16 protein-coding genes and 1 other RNA gene are annotated in these 17,331 nt (G+C 67.6%); 10 read left to right on the plus strand and 7 right to left on the minus strand.

What is annotated here, in order from left to right:
- Positions 1-35: 35 nt before the first annotated feature.
- From SGRAN_RS15730 to SGRAN_RS15745, 4 genes are all read left to right on the plus strand, one after another.
- Positions 36-1,223: an efflux RND transporter periplasmic adaptor subunit gene (locus tag SGRAN_RS15730; RefSeq protein ID WP_237233538.1), complete on the plus strand. Its 1,188-nt coding sequence runs from the start codon at positions 36-38 to the stop codon at positions 1,221-1,223.
- Positions 1,220-4,420 (plus strand): efflux RND transporter permease subunit, encoded by a 3,201-nt coding sequence (locus tag SGRAN_RS15735; protein ID WP_067185235.1) that lies wholly within the window; start codon positions 1,220-1,222, stop codon positions 4,418-4,420. The genes SGRAN_RS15730 and SGRAN_RS15735 overlap by 4 nt, the downstream gene beginning before the upstream one ends.
- Positions 4,420-5,832, plus strand: a complete 1,413-nt coding sequence (locus SGRAN_RS15740) for an efflux transporter outer membrane subunit (protein ID WP_067185237.1) — start codon at positions 4,420-4,422, stop codon at positions 5,830-5,832. Before SGRAN_RS15735 ends, SGRAN_RS15740 begins: the two co-directional genes overlap by 1 nt.
- A gap of 276 nt (positions 5,833-6,108) precedes the next feature.
- Complete coding sequence (locus SGRAN_RS15745; RefSeq protein ID WP_067185239.1) at positions 6,109-6,954, plus strand: hypothetical protein; 846 nt, start codon at positions 6,109-6,111, stop codon at positions 6,952-6,954.
- 4 nt (positions 6,955-6,958) lie between these two features.
- Here SGRAN_RS15745 and SGRAN_RS15750 read toward each other — a convergent pair whose 3' ends face one another.
- On the minus strand, positions 6,959-7,591 hold the full coding sequence (locus tag SGRAN_RS15750; protein WP_067185241.1) for a cation transporter: 633 nt from the start codon (positions 7,589-7,591) through the stop codon (positions 6,959-6,961).
- Between the two features lie 68 nt (positions 7,592-7,659).
- Between SGRAN_RS15750 and SGRAN_RS15755 the strand changes: the two genes are divergently transcribed.
- Both SGRAN_RS15755 and SGRAN_RS15760 read left to right on the plus strand, forming a co-directional pair.
- On the plus strand, positions 7,660-8,073 hold the full coding sequence (locus tag SGRAN_RS15755; protein ID WP_067185244.1) for a MerR family transcriptional regulator: 414 nt from the start codon (positions 7,660-7,662) through the stop codon (positions 8,071-8,073).
- A complete protein-coding gene (locus SGRAN_RS15760; RefSeq protein ID WP_067187124.1) occupies positions 8,070-8,408 on the plus strand; it encodes a YnfA family protein in 339 nt (112 codons plus the stop codon). Before SGRAN_RS15755 ends, SGRAN_RS15760 begins: the two co-directional genes overlap by 4 nt.
- 204 nt (positions 8,409-8,612) lie before the next feature.
- Here the strand turns inward: SGRAN_RS15760 and ssrA are convergent.
- Positions 8,613-8,970: a transfer-messenger RNA gene (gene ssrA, locus SGRAN_RS15765) on the minus strand.
- Positions 8,971-8,993: 23 nt separating this feature from the next.
- Entirely contained in the window at positions 8,994-9,407 is a 414-nt protein-coding gene (gene mscL, locus SGRAN_RS15770; RefSeq protein ID WP_067105404.1) for a large conductance mechanosensitive channel protein MscL, read from the minus strand.
- A gap of 123 nt (positions 9,408-9,530) precedes the next feature.
- On the opposite strand from mscL, the gene SGRAN_RS15775 reads away from it, so the two are divergent.
- The 4 genes from SGRAN_RS15775 to SGRAN_RS15790 all read left to right on the plus strand — a co-directional run bounded on the left by SGRAN_RS15775 (position 9,531) and on the right by SGRAN_RS15790 (position 12,283).
- Entirely contained in the window at positions 9,531-10,127 is a 597-nt protein-coding gene (locus tag SGRAN_RS15775) for a LemA family protein (RefSeq protein ID WP_067105405.1), read from the plus strand.
- Between the two features lie 115 nt (positions 10,128-10,242).
- A complete protein-coding gene (locus SGRAN_RS15780; RefSeq protein WP_067187125.1) occupies positions 10,243-11,016 on the plus strand; it encodes a TPM domain-containing protein in 774 nt (257 codons plus the stop codon).
- A 12-nt stretch (positions 11,017-11,028) separates the two neighbouring features.
- Positions 11,029-11,709 (plus strand): TPM domain-containing protein, encoded by a 681-nt coding sequence (locus SGRAN_RS15785; protein ID WP_067105406.1) that lies wholly within the window; start codon positions 11,029-11,031, stop codon positions 11,707-11,709.
- A gap of 28 nt (positions 11,710-11,737) precedes the next feature.
- A complete protein-coding gene (locus SGRAN_RS15790; RefSeq protein WP_067185247.1) occupies positions 11,738-12,283 on the plus strand; it encodes an NUDIX hydrolase in 546 nt (181 codons plus the stop codon).
- Positions 12,284-12,307: 24 nt separating this feature from the next.
- Here SGRAN_RS15790 and SGRAN_RS15795 read toward each other — a convergent pair whose 3' ends face one another.
- The 4 genes from SGRAN_RS15795 to SGRAN_RS22340 form a co-directional block, all read right to left on the minus strand.
- Positions 12,308-12,943: a rhomboid family intramembrane serine protease gene (locus SGRAN_RS15795; RefSeq protein WP_067185250.1), complete on the minus strand. Its 636-nt coding sequence runs from the start codon at positions 12,941-12,943 to the stop codon at positions 12,308-12,310.
- Positions 12,944-12,956: 13 nt separating this feature from the next.
- On the minus strand, positions 12,957-13,433 hold the full coding sequence (greA, locus tag SGRAN_RS15800; protein ID WP_067105409.1) for a transcription elongation factor GreA: 477 nt from the start codon (positions 13,431-13,433) through the stop codon (positions 12,957-12,959).
- Positions 13,434-13,530: 97 nt separating this feature from the next.
- Entirely contained in the window at positions 13,531-16,872 is a 3,342-nt protein-coding gene (gene carB / locus SGRAN_RS15805; RefSeq protein WP_067185252.1) for a carbamoyl-phosphate synthase large subunit, read from the minus strand.
- A complete protein-coding gene (locus tag SGRAN_RS22340; RefSeq protein WP_148650900.1) occupies positions 16,872-17,330 on the minus strand; it encodes a hypothetical protein in 459 nt (152 codons plus the stop codon). The genes carB and SGRAN_RS22340 overlap by 1 nt, the downstream gene beginning before the upstream one ends.
- Between the last annotated feature and the right edge of the window lies 1 nt (position 17,331).

A 17,331-nucleotide genomic window follows, 5' to 3' on the forward strand; every position in this document is an offset into this window, starting at 1 on the left:
TGCCGCATCGTCCTGACAGAAAAAAGATACAAGCCATGACCCTGCGCTTTCCTCTCGCGCTTTCGCTGATGCTTTCGCTGCTGCTGTCCGCCTGTTCGGGCGGCGACGACGCGCAGGGCGGTCCACCCGCGCTGCCGGTTACGGCGGCCACGCCGCTGGTGCGCGAGGTTACCGAATGGGACGATTATGTCGGGCGGTTCGAGGCGGTCGACAGCGTCGAGGTGCGCCCGCGCGCCTCGGGCTATCTCCAGCGCTCGCATTTCACCGACGGCCAGTATGTCCGCGCCGGCCAGCTTCTCTTCACCATCGACGCGCGACCGTCGCAGGCCGCGCTCGACCAGGCGCGCGCGCAGCTTGCGCGGGCGCAGGCGACGCTCGCCAACGCACGGACCGAACTGGCGCGCTCGCAGACGCTCGCCGCCTCGCAGGCCGCCAGCACCGAGGAGGTCGAACAGCGCCGCGCCGCCGTGCGCACCGGAGAGGCCGACGTCGCTGCCGCGCAGGCCGCGATCCGTGCCGCCGCGCTCAACGTCGGCTTCACCCGCGTCACCGCCCCGATCTCGGGCCGCGTGTCGCAGCGGCTGGTCGACCCCGGCAATGCCGTCACCGCCGACCAGACGATCCTGACGACGATCGTGTCGACCAGCCCGATGCATTTCAGCTTCCAGGGGTCGGAGGCGAGCCTGCTCGAATATGAGCGCCGCGGCGACACGCTGCAGGACGCACCGGTGCGCATCCGCCTGCAGGGCGAGGAAGGCTACACCCGCACCGGACGCATCGACTTCGTCGACAATGCGCTGAGCACCGGGTCGGGCACGATCACCGTGCGCGCGGTGGTCGCCAACAGCGACGGCAAGCTGCGTCCCGGCCTGTTCGGCCAGCTCCAGCTCGCCGCCTCGGCACCCCGCTCCACGATCCTCGTTCCCGACACCGCGATCGTCACCGATGCCGCGCGCCGCCTCGTCTATGTCATCGGCCCCAAGGACGTCGTGCAGGCACGTCCGGTGACGCTCGGCCCGGTGATCGACGGGCTGCGCGTCATCCGCTCGGGCCTGACCGCGCAGGATCGCGTCGTCGTCGGCGGCATCCAGCGCGCGATGCCCGGCAAGCCCGCGAAGGTCGAGGCCGGCCGCATCGCCCCCGACGGCAAGGTCGTCACCGCCAAGGCCCAGCCGACCTCCCCGGCCAGGAACGCGGCGGCGAAGAAGGGCGCCGACCAGTGAAATTCAGCCGTTTCTTCGTCGATCGCCCGATCTTCGCGGCGGTCATCGCGATCTTCATCACGCTGATCGGCGCCTTCGCCTATCCGCAGCTTCCGCTCGCCCAATATCCGGAGATCGCGCCGCCGACGATCGGCATCACCGCCTCCTATCCCGGCGCCTCGTCCGAAACGATCGCCGAGACGGTCGCCTCGACGCTGGAGCAGGAGATCAACGGCGTCGAGAACATGCTCTATCTGCAGAGCAGCTCGACGCAGGGGATGGCGCAGATCACCGTCACCTTCCAGCCGGGCACCGACCTCGATGCCGCGCAGGTGCTTGTCCAGAACCGCGTCGCGCTCGCCGAGCCGCGCCTGCCCGAACAGGTGCGTCAGATCGGCGTGCAGGTGAACAAGCAGGAAACCGGCTTCCTGATGATCGTCGCGCTGACCTCGACCGATCCGGCGATCGACACCGATTATGTCGGCAACTACGCCAATTCGACGCTGCGCGACCGGCTGCTGCGGCTGAAGGGCGTTGGTGGCGTCCAGATCTTCGGCGGCGGCTTCTATTCGATGCGCGTGTGGATCGATCCCGACAAGGCCGCCGCGCGGAACCTGACCGCGACCGAAATCGTCGCCGCGCTGCAAAGCCAGAATGTCCAGGTCGCCGGCGGTTCGGTCGGCGCCCCGCCCTATGGCCAGGGCAATCCCGCGTTCGAGCTGCCGGTCGAGGTTCCCGGCCGTCTCGTCACCCCCGAACAATTCGCCGACGTGGTGATCAAGACCGACACGCAGAACGGCGCGATCACCCGGCTGAAGGATGTCGCGCGGGTCGAACTGGGCAGTCAGGACTACAGCGTGCGCGGCGTGTTCAACGGCCGGCCCGGCGTCGGCATGGCGGTGATCCAGCAGCCCGGCGCCAACGCGCTCGACGCCGCGAATCTCGTGCTGCAGGAAGTCGAAGCGGCGTCCAAGGATTTCCTGCCGGGGCTCGAATATCAGATTCCGTTCAACCCGACCGAATATGTCCAGGCGTCGGTGACGGCGGTGCAGGAAACGCTGGTCGAGGCGCTGCTGCTCGTCGTGCTGGTGGTGATGGTCTTCCTCCAGACGTGGCGTGCCGCAATCATTCCGATCGTCGCAATCCCCGTGTCGCTCGTCGGCACCTTCGCGGTGCAGCTCGCGCTCGGCTTCTCGATCAACTCGCTGTCGCTCTTCGCGCTCGTGCTCGCGGTCGGCATCGTCGTCGACGACGCGATCGTCGTTGTCGAGGCGGTCGAGAAGCATGTCCGGCAGGGCCTCAGCCCGCGCGAGGCCGCGCACCGGACGATGGACGAGGTGTCGGGCGCGCTGATCGCGATCGCGCTGGTGCTCGTCGCGGTGTTCGTACCGACCGCTTTCGTCCCCGGCATCCCCGGCATCTTCTATCAGCAGTTCGCGGTGACGATCGCCGCCGCGACGGTCTTCTCGCTGCTCACCTCGCTGACGCTGTCGCCGGCGATGGCGGCGCTGCTGTTGCGCCCGCACGAAGAGGGTCGGCACGCGGAACCGAAGAACCCGGTGATGCGCTTCGGCCGCCGCGCGGCGGACCGGTTCAACGAAGGGTTCGACAAGCTGTCCGAACGCTACGGCCAGACGACGGCGAAGCTGGTGCGCAAGACCGGCGTGATGCTGGTCATCTATGCGGTGCTGCTCGCCTTCACCGGCTGGCGCCTGACCGACACGCCGACGGGCTTCATTCCCGACCAGGATCAGGGCGTGCTGATCGGCGTCGTCCAGCTTCCTCCCGGCGCGTCGCTCGACCGCACCAGCGAGGTGCTGACCCGCGCCCAGCAGACGGTAGGGGCGATGGACGGGATCGAGAGCGTCTCGACCTTCGCCGGGCTCGACGGCGCGAGTTTCTCGACCGCATCGAACGCGGGCACGATGTTCATCCGCCTCGCCGACTGGAGCGATCGCGGCAAGACGCTCAGCGCGACCGCACTGTCGCAGCAATTGTCGGGCGCGCTCGCCGGCGCGCTGCCCGAAGCCAACGCCTTCGTCATCGCCCCGCCGGCAGTGCAGGGGCTCGGCAACGGCAACGGCTTCACCATGATGATCCAGGCAACCGGCGGCGGCAGCTATCAGGATCTCGAAAAGGCGACGCTGGCGATGATGGGCGGCGCGCAGCAGGTGCCCGACGTCACGCAGGTCTTTTCGCTGTTCAACACCGGAAGCCCGCGCATCTTCGCCGACGTCGATCGCGACAAGGCGCAGATATTGGGCGTCGACCCTAGCCAGGTCTATGCCGCGCTCGGCACCTATCTCGCCTCGACCTATGTCAACGACTTCAACTTCCTCGGCCGCACCTTCCGCGTGACCGCGCAGGCCGAACCGTCCGCGCGCAGCCGGATCGAGGATGTCGGCCGGCTTCAGGTTCGCTCCTCGTCGGGCGAGATGGTCCCGCTTTCGTCGGTCGCGAGCTTCCGCGACGACAGCGGTCCGACGCGCGTCGTGCGCTACAACCTCTTCCCCGCGGTCGAATTGCAGGGACAGGCGGCGCCGGGCGTGTCGTCGGGCGCGGCGCTCGCCGCGATGGAGGGGCTCGCCGCGCAGACCCTGCCCGCCGGATTCGCCTATGAATGGACGGGCCTCGCCTATCAGGAGAAGGCGGCGGGAAGCAGCGCGGTGCTGATCTTCCTGCTCGCGGTCGTGTTCGTCTTCCTCGTGCTCGCGGCGCAATATGAATCGCTGCCGCTGCCGCTCGCGGTGATCCTGATCGTGCCGATGTGCATCCTGGCGGCGATGATCGGGGTGAACCTGCGCGGGATGGACAATAATATCCTGACGCAGGTCGGCCTCGTCGTCCTGATCGCGCTGGCGGCGAAGAATGCGATCCTGATCGTCGAATTCGCCAAGCAGGGCGAGGAGGAAGAGGGGATGAGCACGCTGGAGGCTGCGGTGCATGCCGCACGGTCGCGCCTGCGGCCGATCCTGATGACCAGCTTCGCCTTCATCTTCGGCGTGCTCCCGCTCGCCGTCGCCAGCGGCCCGGGACAGGAAATGCGCCAGGCGCTCGGCACCGCCGTCACCTTCGGCATGCTCGGCGTCACCGTGTTCGGCCTGATCTTCACCCCCGTCTTCTATGTCGTCTGCCGCCACCTCGGCGACCGCGTGAAGGCGCGGGTCAGGCGGCGCCGCGGCGGCGCAGGCGGCGAACAGCCGGTGGAGGCCCAGTGATGACCCGTTCGATCCTTCTCTCCGCAACGGCCGCGGTCGCGCTGTCGGGCTGCATGGTCGGTCCCGGCTATGTGTCGCCGACTCCGACCGCGCCCTCGCAGGCGCCGTTCCTCGAAGCGGGCGCATCGCCCGCCTTCACCGGCGACCAGCCGCCGGGCGAATGGTGGAGCCTGTTCGGCGACCCGACGCTCGACGCACTGGTCGGGCAGGCGCTGGCCGCCAACACCGACCTGCGCGTCGCCGCCGCCAATCTGGCGCAGGCGCGCGCGGCGCTCAAGGAAGCGCAGGCGGGCCGCCTCCCGACGACCAGCATCGGCGCCGGCGGCACCTATGCGCGCCAGTCGGGCGCGACCACCGGCGTCGGTCCGGTCGAGGGCGAAAGCTATGACGTCGGTCTCGACGTCGGCTATCAGGTCGACCTGTTCGGCCGCGTCGAAAGCGCGATCCGCGCGAGCCGCGCCGACGCCGACGCGGTGCAGGCCGCCTTCGACCTCACCCGCATCACCGTCGCGGCGGAAACCACGCGCGCCTATGCCGATGTCTGCGCGTTCAACCGCCAGCTCGCGGTCGCCAACGACACGCTGCGCATCCAGGAACAGACCTTCGACCTGACGCGCCGCCTGTTCGAGGGTGGCCGCGCGACGCGGCTCGACACCGGTCAGGCGGGCGCGCTGCTCGAACAGACGCGCGCGACACTGCCGACGCTGGAAGCGCAGCGCGCCGCAGCGCTCTATCGCCTTGCGGTGCTGACCGGCAAGCCGCCGGCGGAGGCGCCGCAGGCGGCGCTGCAATGCCAGGCGCCGCCCGAGCTCGACCGGCCGATCCCGGTCGGCGACGGCGCCTCGCTGCTCGCGCGCCGCCCCGACATCCGCCGCGCAGAGCGTCAGCTCGCGGCGGCGGCGGCCCGCGTCAACGTCGCGACGGCGGACCTCTATCCCAGCATCAGCATCGGCGGCGCGATCGGATCGACCGCGGGGTCGGTGTCGGGGCTCGGCCGTTCGGACAATTTCCGCTTCTCGATCGGCCCGCTGATCTCGTGGAGCTTTCCGAACATCGCGGTCGCACGGTCGCGGCTGAAACAGGCGGAGGCGGGCGCCGACGCGGCGCTCGCGACCTTCGACGGGACGTGGCTGGCGGCGTTGCAGGAGACCGAGAGCGCGCTCGCCAACTATGCGGGCGAACTCGACCGGCTGGCGGCGCTGCGCCGCGCCGCGGACGAGGCGGGCGAAGCGGCGCGCATCGCACGGCTGCGCTATCAGGCGGGGCGCGAGGCTTTCCAGGTCGTGCTCGACGCCGAACGCTCGCTCGCCCAGATTCGGGCAAGCATCGCGCAGGCGGAACAGCAGCGTTCGACCAGCCTCGTCGCGCTGTTCCTCGCTCTCGGCGGCGGCTGGCAGGCGCCGGTGGGTTGATCGACGTGGCGTTCAACCGGAACCCCGCTGCCGGAGCGGAGCGGCCTTATTTGGAATCGTCATTGCGAGCGGCGAAGCCGCGCGGCAATCCCGAGTGTGCGTAGACCGCCCTCGATTGCTTCGCCCGGCTTTCGCAGGGGTCGCAATGACGACTCTGTTCGTGCTATCCCGCTCCAGGGCGCCACGCCCATAGACCTCCCCTTTTCAGGCAGGTGTTCGCTTCACGCCAGATAGGGGCAGCCCCGGAAGCATGATGCCCCTGCAGGAATCCACGGCTTGACCATCCTGATCGCCCTCGTCGCCGCGCTCGCCTTCGTTCCGCTCGCGGCGGGGCTTTGGCTGTTGCCGCAAGCACCGGGCCGCAAGTCCATGCAGTGGCGCGGCTTCGGCGCATCGGCACTGCTTTGCGCGCTCGCCTTCAACCTGACCTTCTTCGTGCAGGAGGTCGGGCTCGTGCTCCCCAAGGCGTTGGTGCCGGGGCTGCATCCGGTGCTCTACCACAATGATCACGACTGGCGCGGCGATGCGCCCATCGCCGAATTGCTGCAGGCCACGGGCGCGGTCGCGACGCTGGCGAGCGGGTTTTTCTTCCTCTGGCTGGCGCGGCGGATCGGGCCGGACCGACCCGGCTGGCGCCTGTTCGCCTTCTGGATGGCGTTCGAGGGGCTGTTCCAGTCGCTGAGCCAATGGGCGGTCGGCAGCCTGATCCCGGGCAACGACGTCGGCCGTGCGCTGGCCTGGCTGGGCGCCGGGGCCGGGGTTCGCGCCGCGCTGCTCGCCGGGACGGCGATCGCGCTGTTCGCCGCCGGGCGTGCATTGGCGCCGCTGTGGCCGCTGCGCCGCGGGTCCGCGAACCGCGCGACGGTGCTGCCGGTCGCTGCCGGGCTGGCCGCGGCGGTGCTGCTGTGCATTCCGTTCCGCGTTCCGCGCGAACCGGTCGAGGTCGTGCTGATCCCGATCGTCGTGCACCTGATCGGGCTCGGCTGGCTGGCGCTCGGCTTCGCCATGCGGCGCGCCGGAACGGAAAGTCATGCTCTCGCGCACCCCGGCCCGCCGCTGGCGGCGCTGGCCCTGCTGCTCGCCTTCTTCCAGATCGTCCTGCGACCCGGCATCGCCTTCTGACGCCTCAGCGCGCCTCCTGCGCCGCGACCGTCAGGTCGCCGCGCGCATGGCGGAACACGTCGAGACTGCCCCAGATGGCGAGCGCGGCCATGATCGCGGCGACGATCAGGTCAGGCCACCCCTGCCCCGTCCCGAACACGCCCAGCGCCGCGGCAAGCACCGCGAGATTGCCGAGCGCGTCGTTGCGCGAGCAGATCCATACCGACCGCATGTTCGCATCGCCGGTGCGATAGCGATAGAGGAGCAGCGCGACGATGACGTTGGCGGCCAGCGCAGCGATGCCGATGATCCCCATCGTTTCGGCATGCGGGCTGCTGCCGCTCAGAAATCCCCACAAGGTCGATGCGAGCACCCAGAGGCCGAAGGCCAGCATCGTCGCCGCCTTGAGCAGCGCGGCACGCGCCCGCCACGTCAGTGCCATGCCCGCGACGCCCAGGCTGATCGCATAATTGGCGCTGTCGCCCAGGAAATCGAGCGCGTCGGCCTGAAGCGCCCGCGAATCGGCGGCAACCCCGGCAACGATCTCGACCCCGAACATCGCGGCGTTGATGACCAGCGCGATCCACAGGATGCGCCGCCATCTGGGATCATTGAGCGCGCTGGTGCCGCTTTTGCCGGCGCAACATGAATCGGCCATCACCGAACCTCCTTGGGTTTTCGAGTCGGCGTCCTATATGCAGCCTGTAGCAACTACGGGGTCAAGCGATGAAAATCGGCGAGCTTGCGCGGGCCACCGGCACGCATATCGAGACGATCCGCTATTATGAGCGGATCGGCCTGCTTCCGGCGCCGGACCGCACCGCCGCCAATTACCGCAGCTATGGCGACGCGCACCGCGCGCGGCTGAGCTTCGTGCGCCATTCGCGCGAACTCGGGTTCACGATCGACGAGATCCGGTCGCTGCTCGACCTTTCCGATCATCCGGCGCGCGACTGCGGCGAGGCCGACCGCATCGCGAGCACGCATCTGGAGCAGGTGGAGGGCAAGATCGCGCAGCTCGCCGCGCTGCGCGACGAACTGGAGCGGATCGTCGGACGCTGTCGCGGCGGGCTGGCGGGCGATTGCCGGGTGATCGAGGCGCTCGGCGATCACCGCCTGTGCGCGGCGGACCATCCGTGACCGCGCCGCTCTCCACCCTCGCCTTCTACATCCTCGCCGCCTTTGCCGAGATCGGGGGCTGCTTCGCCTTCTGGGCGGTGCTGCGCCTCGGCCGCTCGCCGCTGTGGCTGGCGCCCGGCGCGGTGTCGCTTGCACTGTTCGCCTGGGCGCTGACGCGCGTCGATGCCGATGCCGCGGGCCGCGCCTTCGCGGCCTATGGCGGCATCTACATCCTCGCCTCGCTGGTCTGGCTGAAAATGGTGGAGGGGGTGGCGCCCGACCGCTGGGACCTGATCGGCGGCGCGATCTGCCTCGGCGGCGCGGCGCTGATCCTGTGGGGACCGGGGCGCGGATAGGGCGCCGTCTGATCGGAAAATCATCCCTCTGCCGACAAAGGCTCGTTCCCCGGCGAAAGCCGGGGTCCACGCGGGGCAGTGTCATGCCATCTGGACCCCGGCTTGTGCCGGGGAACAAGTTATTCCTGATGTAGAGGGCGCAATCGGCACGGACATGTAAGGAAAGGTGGGACGATTCTGTTGCCCGGCTCGTCCCCAGCCGCTGGTATCCGATTCTGTTGCCCGGTTCGGTCCGAACCGCGTTCTATTTGTCTAACCTTAGGCCGTGAGGCTTATCGGTTAGGCAGCAAGAGCGAGTGCTTCGTTATCGTTAGCACTTATTGGTTTTGAGCCTTTAACGGGTTACTCAGCCCGGAAGAAAACATCGTCTTTGAACACACGTCGATCCTGGTTCGGCCCCGTCAGAAGCCCGCGCACCCCTTCAAAAGCGCGCGGGTTTGTGGTGGAGCCGCCGGGTACTGCCCCCGGGTCCGCTGTGTCTATTCCACGACACCATTTATCCTCATAGCCGGCCGAAACCGGCATTGCCGATATAGGGAGCCGCGGGGCGGTTTGCAACGTGGGCGGCCGACCGCCGCCGCGGCGCTATTTCCGCCGCAATTCGTCGCGGATTTCGGTGAGCAGGTCGACCTCGGTCGGCGCGGCGGCTTCGGGCCCCTTGCGCAGCAGCCGGTTCACCGCGCGCACCATCAGGAAGATGATGAAGGCGAGGATCAGGAAATTGATCACCGCGGTGATGAAGGCGCCATAGCCGACCATCGCCACCCCGGCTTTCTTGAGCGCCGCATAGTCGGTCGCCGCGATCCCGTCGGGCACGCTGCCCAGCAGGATGAACTTGCTGGAGAAATCGACCCCGCCGAATATCCAGCCGACGAAGGGCATGATCAGGTCCTCGGTCAGCGACCCGGTGATCGTCGCAAAGGCGCCGCCGATGATGACGCCGACCGCCAGATCGATGACGCTGCCGCGTGCGATGAATTCCTTGAACTCGTTCAACATCTTCTCACTCCCGGGAAAATTGGGCGAACCGCCGAGTGGTGCCGCGACGATTGCGCAAAGGCAAGCGTCATCCTATTATGTGTATTGTTGCGGCAAAACGCCGCCGGAGGGAGTTTAGAGACCATGACCATGCGTTCCGCCCGCTGGATGATCGTCCCCGTCGCCGCGCTGTCGCTGTCCGCCTGCGGCATCAACAGCGTTCCCACCAAGGAAGAGGCCGCCAAGGCGAAATGGGCGAATGTCGAGGCCGCCTATCAGCGGCGCGCCGACCTGATTCCCAATCTCGTCGAGACCGCGAAGGGCGCGGCGAAGATCGAACAGGCGACGCTGGAAAGCGTCATCCAGGCGCGCGCCTCGGCTACCCAGATCAAGCTGACCGCCGACGACCTCGAAGACCCTGCGAAGGTGCAGGCCTTCCAGCAGGCGCAGGGCAATGTCACCGGCTCGCTCAGCCGCCTGCTCGCCACCGTCGAGCAATATCCCGACCTCAAGAGCCAGGGTCGTTTTGCCGACCTGATGACCCAGCTCGAAGGCACGGAGAACCGGATCAACGTGACGATCCAGGACTATAACAACGCGGTGCAGGATTATAACACGACGATCCGCACCTTCCCCGACATCATCGGCGCCAAGATCGTCCACGGCGCAAAGCCGATGACGCCCTATCGCGCGGTGACGCCCAACGCCAACGTCGCGCCCAAGGTCGATTTCGGGCAATAGGGCCATCGCTATGCCATTTCTCCCGTTCGCCCAGAGCACGAACGGACGCGAGGGCCGCTTCGGTTTCGCGGGATTGTGGGCCGCCCTGACGTCGGCCCTCCTCCTCGCTTTGCTTATGGCGGTCCCCGCCGCCGCGCAGACCTTTCCCCAGCTCACCGGGCGCGTCGTCGATCAGGCCGACATCATCCCGCCGGCCGAGGAAGCGGACCTCACCGCCCAGCTCGAACAGCTCGAAAAGACGACCGGGCACCAGCTCGTCGTCGCGACGGTCAACGACCTTGAAGGACAGGACGTCGCCGATTACGGCTACAGGCTCGGCCGCACCTGGGGCATCGGGGGCAAGGAAGAGAATGACGGCGTCGTCTTCCTGATCGCGCCCAACGAACGGCGAATGAACATATCGGTGGGCTACGGCCTCGAACCGATCCTGACGGACGCCCTGTCGGGGCGGATCATCCGCGATCAGGTGACGCCGCGCTTCAAGGATGGCGACTATCCGGGCGGCATCCAGGCCGGGGTGAACGCGATCGCGCAGCAGATCGCGCTCCCGCCCGAGGAGGCCGCGGCGCGCGCCGCCGCCGCCGCGAAGGCAGAGCGCGACCGCGCCGATGACGGCAGCTTCGGCGGCTTCATCTTTATCGGTTTCATCATCCTCTTCTTCTTCGTCCTGCCGATGCTCTCGGCCTTCGGGCGGCGCGGCCGGCGGCATCGCAAGCATCGCCCATGGGGCGCGGCGCCGATCATCGTCTGGGGCGATCATGACTGGGGCGGCGGCGGCCGTGGCTCATCTTGGGGCGGCGGCGGCGGCTGGGGCGGCGGTGGCGGATTCGGCGGTTTTTCGGGGGGCGGCGGCAGTTTCGGCGGCGGCGGCGCCTCGGGCGGCTGGTAGGGAGCGGAACGCATGAAAGTCAGCCATGTCAGCGCCGCCGATCACGACCTCGTCACCGCCGCGGTCGCCGCGGCCGAGGCGCGGACGAGCGGCGAGATCGTCACCGTCATCGCCGCGCAATCGAACGATTACGACGATGTCGCGCTTGTCTGGGCGAGCGTGATCGCCTTCCTCGCCATGTCGGTGATCGCGCTGTTTCCCGATTTCTATCAGGGCCTCTACGACCGGCTGACCGGCGGCTGGGGGCACGGCCTGACCGCCAATCAATGGCTTGGCGTCGTCATTGCAGTCGGTGTGCTCAAGTGGATCGCCATGTGGCTGATTCTGTTGTGGCGGCCGCTGCGTCTGTGGCTGACGCCGCGCGCGATCCTCGCCGGCCGCGTCCGCGCCCGCGCGATCGACCTGTTCAAGGTCGGGGCGGAGGCGAAGACGCTTGGCCGCACCGGCGTCCTCCTCTATCTCAGCCTGCGCGAACATCGCGCCGACATCGTCGCCGACGAAGCGATCGCCTCGAAAGTCCCGGCGGAGGTATGGGGCGACGCGATGGCGGCGCTGATCGAACGCGTGCGCGCCGGCCGGCCCGGCGAAGGCATGGCAGAGGCGGTCGCGCACATGGGTGTCATACTCGCCGAACATTTCCCGCGCGGCAGCGAAAATCCGAACGAACTGCCCGATCGCCTGATCGAGCTTTGACGCGCTCCGTCGCCGCGAAAGGAAAGCCATGTCCCGCCCCGCCCCCGACGCTCCCATCGAAACGCGATGGGAGGGCCGCTTCATCACCGTCCGGCAGCAGGGGACGTGGGAATATGTCTCGCGCTCGCGCGGCATCCACGCCGCGGTGATCCTCGCGATCGACGCGGACGAAAGCGGGCGTCACGTCCTGCTGGTCGAACAATATCGCGTGCCGCTGGGGCGTCCGTGCCTCGAACTGCCCGCGGGTCTCGTCGGCGACGAGAGCGCGGGCGAGGCGCCGGAAACGGCGGCCGAGCGCGAACTGGAGGAGGAAACCGGCTATCGCGCCACCCACTGGCGCACGGTGGGCGAATTCTTCAGTTCGCCGGGCATGGTCAGCGAGAGCTTCACCCTGCTCGTCGCCACCGGATTGACCAAGGTCGGCCCCGGCGGCGGAGTCGGCGGCGAAGACATCATTGTCCACCGCGTGCCGCTGACCGGAATCGCCGATTTCGTCGCGGCGAAGCGCGCCGGGGGATGCGGCATCGACGTGCGCGTCGCGATGCTGCTCGCGGGCGGCTTGCTGGACGGCTGAGCGCCACCAAAGGGTCGCCCGTCCCTACCGCCCTCCGAACCGCCAGCGCAGCAGCGGCCGCGCGAGCAGCAGGCCCGCCAGGAAACCGCCGACATGCGCCCAGATGGCGATGGCGCCAAAGCCGGCGCCGCCCGCGAAACCGATGAGCAGCTGGACGCCGATCCACGCCGCGGCGAGCCACAGCGCCCGCACCCAATGGCTGGGGATCGGCCCGAGCGCCGGTGCCTGCGACCGGCTGAAGATCAGCGCGAACACCGCGATCAGCGCCGAGATCGCGCCGCTCGCGCCGATCATCGGCACCACCGACGCCGGGTTGGAAAGCCATTGCGCGAATGCGCCGGCGCAGGCGCCGACGACCAGCAGGACCGCGATCGCCTTCGTTCCCATCGGCGCTTCGAGCGGCCGCCCGATATAGAGCAGCACGACCAGGTTGAAGATCAGGTGCAGCAGGCTCCCGTGCAGGAAGGCGGAGGTCAGCGGCGTCAGCACGAAGGGCACGAACGGCCCCGGCGGCAGGATCAGCTCGCCGCTCCAGCGCGCCGGCACGAAGCCCGCGCGCACGATCGCCTCGGTCTGGAAACCGCTGAGCGTCAGCACGACGAACAGCGCCGCACAGAGCAGCGCATAGCCCGTGACCAGCGGCGCGTCCTGCGGCTTCATGCGCGTCCGTCCGTCAGATGAATTCGATCTTCGTCACCAGATAATATTTGTCGCCCGACGGCACGGTGACCTCGATCTCGTCGTCGACGCGGCGGCCGATCAGCGCGCGGCCGAGCGGCGAATTATAGCTGATCCGCCCTTCCTTGGCGTCCGCCTCGGCCTGCCCAACGATCTGGTAGCGCACCGGCTTGTCGTCCTCGTCGGCCAGGGTGACGGTCGCGCCAAAGACGATGCGGTCGCCCGAAAGCGTCGTGGGGTCGATGATCTGCGCGCGCGCCAGCTTGTCCTCGAGATCGCCGATCGACGCCTCGACCTGGCCCTGGCGTTCCTTCGCGGCGTGATATTCGGCATTTTCCGACAGGTCGCCATGCGCGCGCGCTTCCTCGATCGCGTCGACGATCTGCGGGCGCTCGGCCTTCAGCGCGGCGAGTTGGGCGCTCAGCTTCTCATAGCCTTCCGCCAGCATCGGCACCTTTTCAACGCTTGCCATTATCCCATTGTCCTTCGTCAAAAATCCTGTTCCGGCGAACCGGGTGTCGGGCGGCTGAGCCGCTGTTTCCGTCAATGTCGGGGGGTGAAGCGGTGCATCAATAATAGTCCTGAAGCGGCTTTACTTCAAGACTGCGCGCGCGCAGCGCGCCGATGGCGTGGGTCGCGGCATCGCTTCCCGCCGCCGTCGTGTAATAGGCGACGTCCGCCGCGAGCGCCGAGGCGCGGATCGACTGCGAATCCTGCAGGCTCTGCCACCCTTCGGTGGTGTTGAAGATGAGCTGGACGTCGCCGTCCTTGATCCGGTCGACGATATGCGGACGCCCCTCGGCCACCTTGTTGACGCGTTCGATCGCGATGCCCTGCTCGGCCAGATAGTCGGCGGTGCCGCCGGTCGCGATCACCTGCCACCCCCAGTCGGCGAGTTGCTTCACCGCGCCGACGACCCGCGGCTTGTCGCTGTCCTTGACCGACACGAACAGACGCCCCTCGGTCGGCAGGCTGTCACCCGCGCCGAGCTGTGCCTTGGCAAAGGCCAGGTTGAAATCGCTATCGATTCCCATGACTTCGCCGGTGGACTTCATCTCCGGCGACAAGACCGGATCGGTGCCGGGGAAGCGCGCGAAGGGGAAGACCGCTTCCTTCACCGCGACATGCGCGATGTCGCGGTTGATCTTCGGCAGGTCGGCCAGCTTCTCGCCCGCCATCACGCGCGCCGCGATCTTGGCGATCGGCGATCCCACCGCCTTGGCGACGAACGGCACGGTGCGGCTGGCGCGCGGGTTGACCTCGATCAGATAGACGCTGGCCCCGGCCGGCGATCCGGGATCGGCCTGCACCGCGAACTGGATGTTCATCAGCCCGCGCACGTTCAGCGCGCGCGCCAGCGCGTCGGCCCGCCGTTCGATCTCGGCGACGATTTCGGCGGACAGGCTGTAGGGCGGGATCGAGCAGGCGCTGTCGCCCGAATGGACGCCCGCTTCCTCGATATGCTGGAGCACGCCCGCGACCACGACATCGGTGCCGTCGCACAGCGCGTCGACGTCGACCTCGATCGCGTCGCGCAGATAGCGATCGATCAGCACCGGCGAATCGCCCGATACCTGCACCGCGGTCTCGATATAGTTTTCGAGCTGTTCCTGATCGTCGACGATCTCCATCGCCCGCCCGCCGAGAACATAGCTCGGGCGCGTCAGCACCGGGTACCCGATACGCGCCGCGACCGCGATGGCCTCCTCGCGGCTGCGCGCGATGCCGTTGGCAGGCTGCTTGAGGCCGAGCTTGTTGACGAGCGCCGCGAAACGCTCGCGGTCCTCGGCCAGATCGATCGCGTCGGGCGAGGTGCCCAGGATCGGGATACCCGCCTCCTCCAGCGCCTGCGCGAGCTTGAGCGGGGTCTGCCCGCCGAACTGGACGATCACGCCGACGAGGGTGCCCTTCGACTGCTCGACGTGCAGGATCTCGAGCACGTCCTCGGCGGTCAGCGGCTCGAAATAGAGGCGGTCCGACGTATCGTAATCGGTCGACACCGTCTCCGGGTTGCAGTTGACCATGATCGTCTCATAGCCCGCCTCTTCCAGCGCGAAGCAGGCGTGGCAGCAGCAATAGTCGAACTCGATCCCCTGCCCGATCCGGTTCGGGCCGCCGCCCAGGATGACGATCTTTTTCCGGTCGCTCGGATTGGCCTCATTCTCGGGCGCGCCGAAGGTCGGCGCTTCGTAGGTCGAATAGAGATAGGGCGTCTGCGCCTCGAACTCCGCGGCGCAGGTGTCGATGGTCTTGAACACCGGGCGCACGCCCAGCCGGTGGCGCAGCGCGCGCACCTCGGCCTCGGTGACGCCGCCGGTCATCGCCTTCACCGCCTCGTGGATCAGCCCGCCGCCGCGCGCCGCGGCGTGCCCGGCGCCCGGCTGGAGATTCGCCGACTGGAGCGCCAGATAGGCGAGCCTCTTGTCCGAAAAGCCCATCGCCTTCAGCCGCCGCAGTCCTTCGGCGTCGCGCGGCAGGCCGTCCGCCACCACGGCCTTCTCGGCCGCGACGATCTCGGCGATGCGGTCGAGGAACCACATGTCATATCCGGCGATGCGGTTGATCTCGGCGAGCGGCAGCCCCTCGCGGATCGCCTGCGCGGCGACGAGCAGCCGGTCGGGGGTCGGCTTCGCCAGTTCGATCTTCAGCTGCTCCGCGCTCGCGCCGACCAGCCGGTCGACGAAGTTGAAGCCCGACAGCCCGGTTTCGAGCCCGCGCAGCGCCTTCTGCAGGCTTTCGTGGATCGTGCGGCCGATCGCCATCACCTCACCCACCGACTTCATCGCGGTCGACAGCGTCGCCTCGGCGCCCTTGAACTTCTCGAAGGCGAAGCGCGGAATCTTGGTGACGACATAGTCGATGGTCGGCTCGAATGACGCCGGAGTGACGCCGGTGATGTCGTTCATGATCTCGTCGAGCGTGTAGCCGACCGCCAGCTTCGCCGCGACCTTGGCGATCGGGAAGCCCGTCGCCTTCGACGCCAGCGCCGACGAGCGCGACACGCGCGGGTTCATCTCGATCACGATCAGGCGCCCGTCCTTCGGGTTGACCGCGAACTGCACGTTCGACCCGCCCGTTTCGACCCCGATCTCGCGCAGCACCGCGATGCTCGCGTTCCGCATGATCTGATATTCCTTGTCGGTCAGCGTCAGCGCGGGCGCGACGGTGATGCTGTCGCCGGTATGCACCCCCATCGGATCGACATTCTCGATCGAGCAGATGATGATGCAATTGTCCTTGCGGTCGCGCACCACCTCCATCTCGAACTCCTTCCAGCCGAGGAGCGATTCCTCGATCAGGACTTCGGTGGTGGGGGATGCGATCAGGCCGCCGCGAACGATGCCCTCGAACTCCTCGCGGTTATAGGCGATGCCGCCGCCGGTACCGCCGAGCGTGAAGGACGGGCGGATGATCGCGGGCAGGCCGGTGCGTTCGAGCACCGCGAACGCCTCTTCCATCGTGTGCGCGATGCCGCTGCGCGCGCTTTCGAGGCCGATCTTGTCCATCGCATCGCGGAACTTCAGCCGGTCCTCGGCCTTGTCGATCGCCTCGGCGTCGGCGCCGATCATCTCGACCCCGAACTTCGCCAGCGTCCCGTCCTGCGCCAGCGCCAGCGCGGTGTTGAGCGCCGTCTGCCCGCCCATCGTCGGCAGCACCGCATCGGGGCGCTCGCGTTCGATGATCTTGGCGACGATCTCCGGCGTGATCGGCTCGACATAGGTCGCGTCGGCCAGTTCGGGATCGGTCATGATCGTCGCCGGGTTGGAGTTGACGAGGACGATGCGATAGCCCTCCTCCTTGAGCGCCTTGATCGCCTGCGTCCCCGAATAGTCAAACTCGCACGCCTGACCGATAACGATCGGGCCGGCGCCGATGACGAGGATGGATTTTATGTCGGTTCTTTTGGGCATTAGATTGCGAGTTCCTGAATCAATACGGACCAATCGGCATCGGTGATTTTCGAAGGCTGGAATGCAAAATTGCCTTGAACCGTAATGAGATGCTTCCGTGGATCGTCTTTACCCGGGAGTTGCATACTCGGCAGGACCGCTTTCGCCCGAGCGACAGATAGCGATTTAGTTGGATTTCCTAATGGTTTGATCTGAAACGGTAAGACCCACGGAGCTGCCCAAATATTCGATATCGTTTTTGCGGGATCCGGCTTCGAATAGACCACAAATGGCGTCGTGTACGAAGCCGTCTCGCGGCAATATAGAATTCCAAAGGCACCGACCGGCATGCTGTCCGCTTTCGTGCGGCGGCCTTTTTCGTAAGTCGCATCCTTAGCTTCGCCGACAGCCCAGAGGCCCGAGCCGATGCCTGCCCAAATATTTGTGAGGCTGTCTGAAGCGAATCCGTAGATTTCCATC

The sequence above is a fragment of the Sphingopyxis granuli genome (assembly GCF_001559015.1).
Classification (GTDB): Bacteria; Pseudomonadota; Alphaproteobacteria; order Sphingomonadales; family Sphingomonadaceae; genus Sphingopyxis; species Sphingopyxis granuli.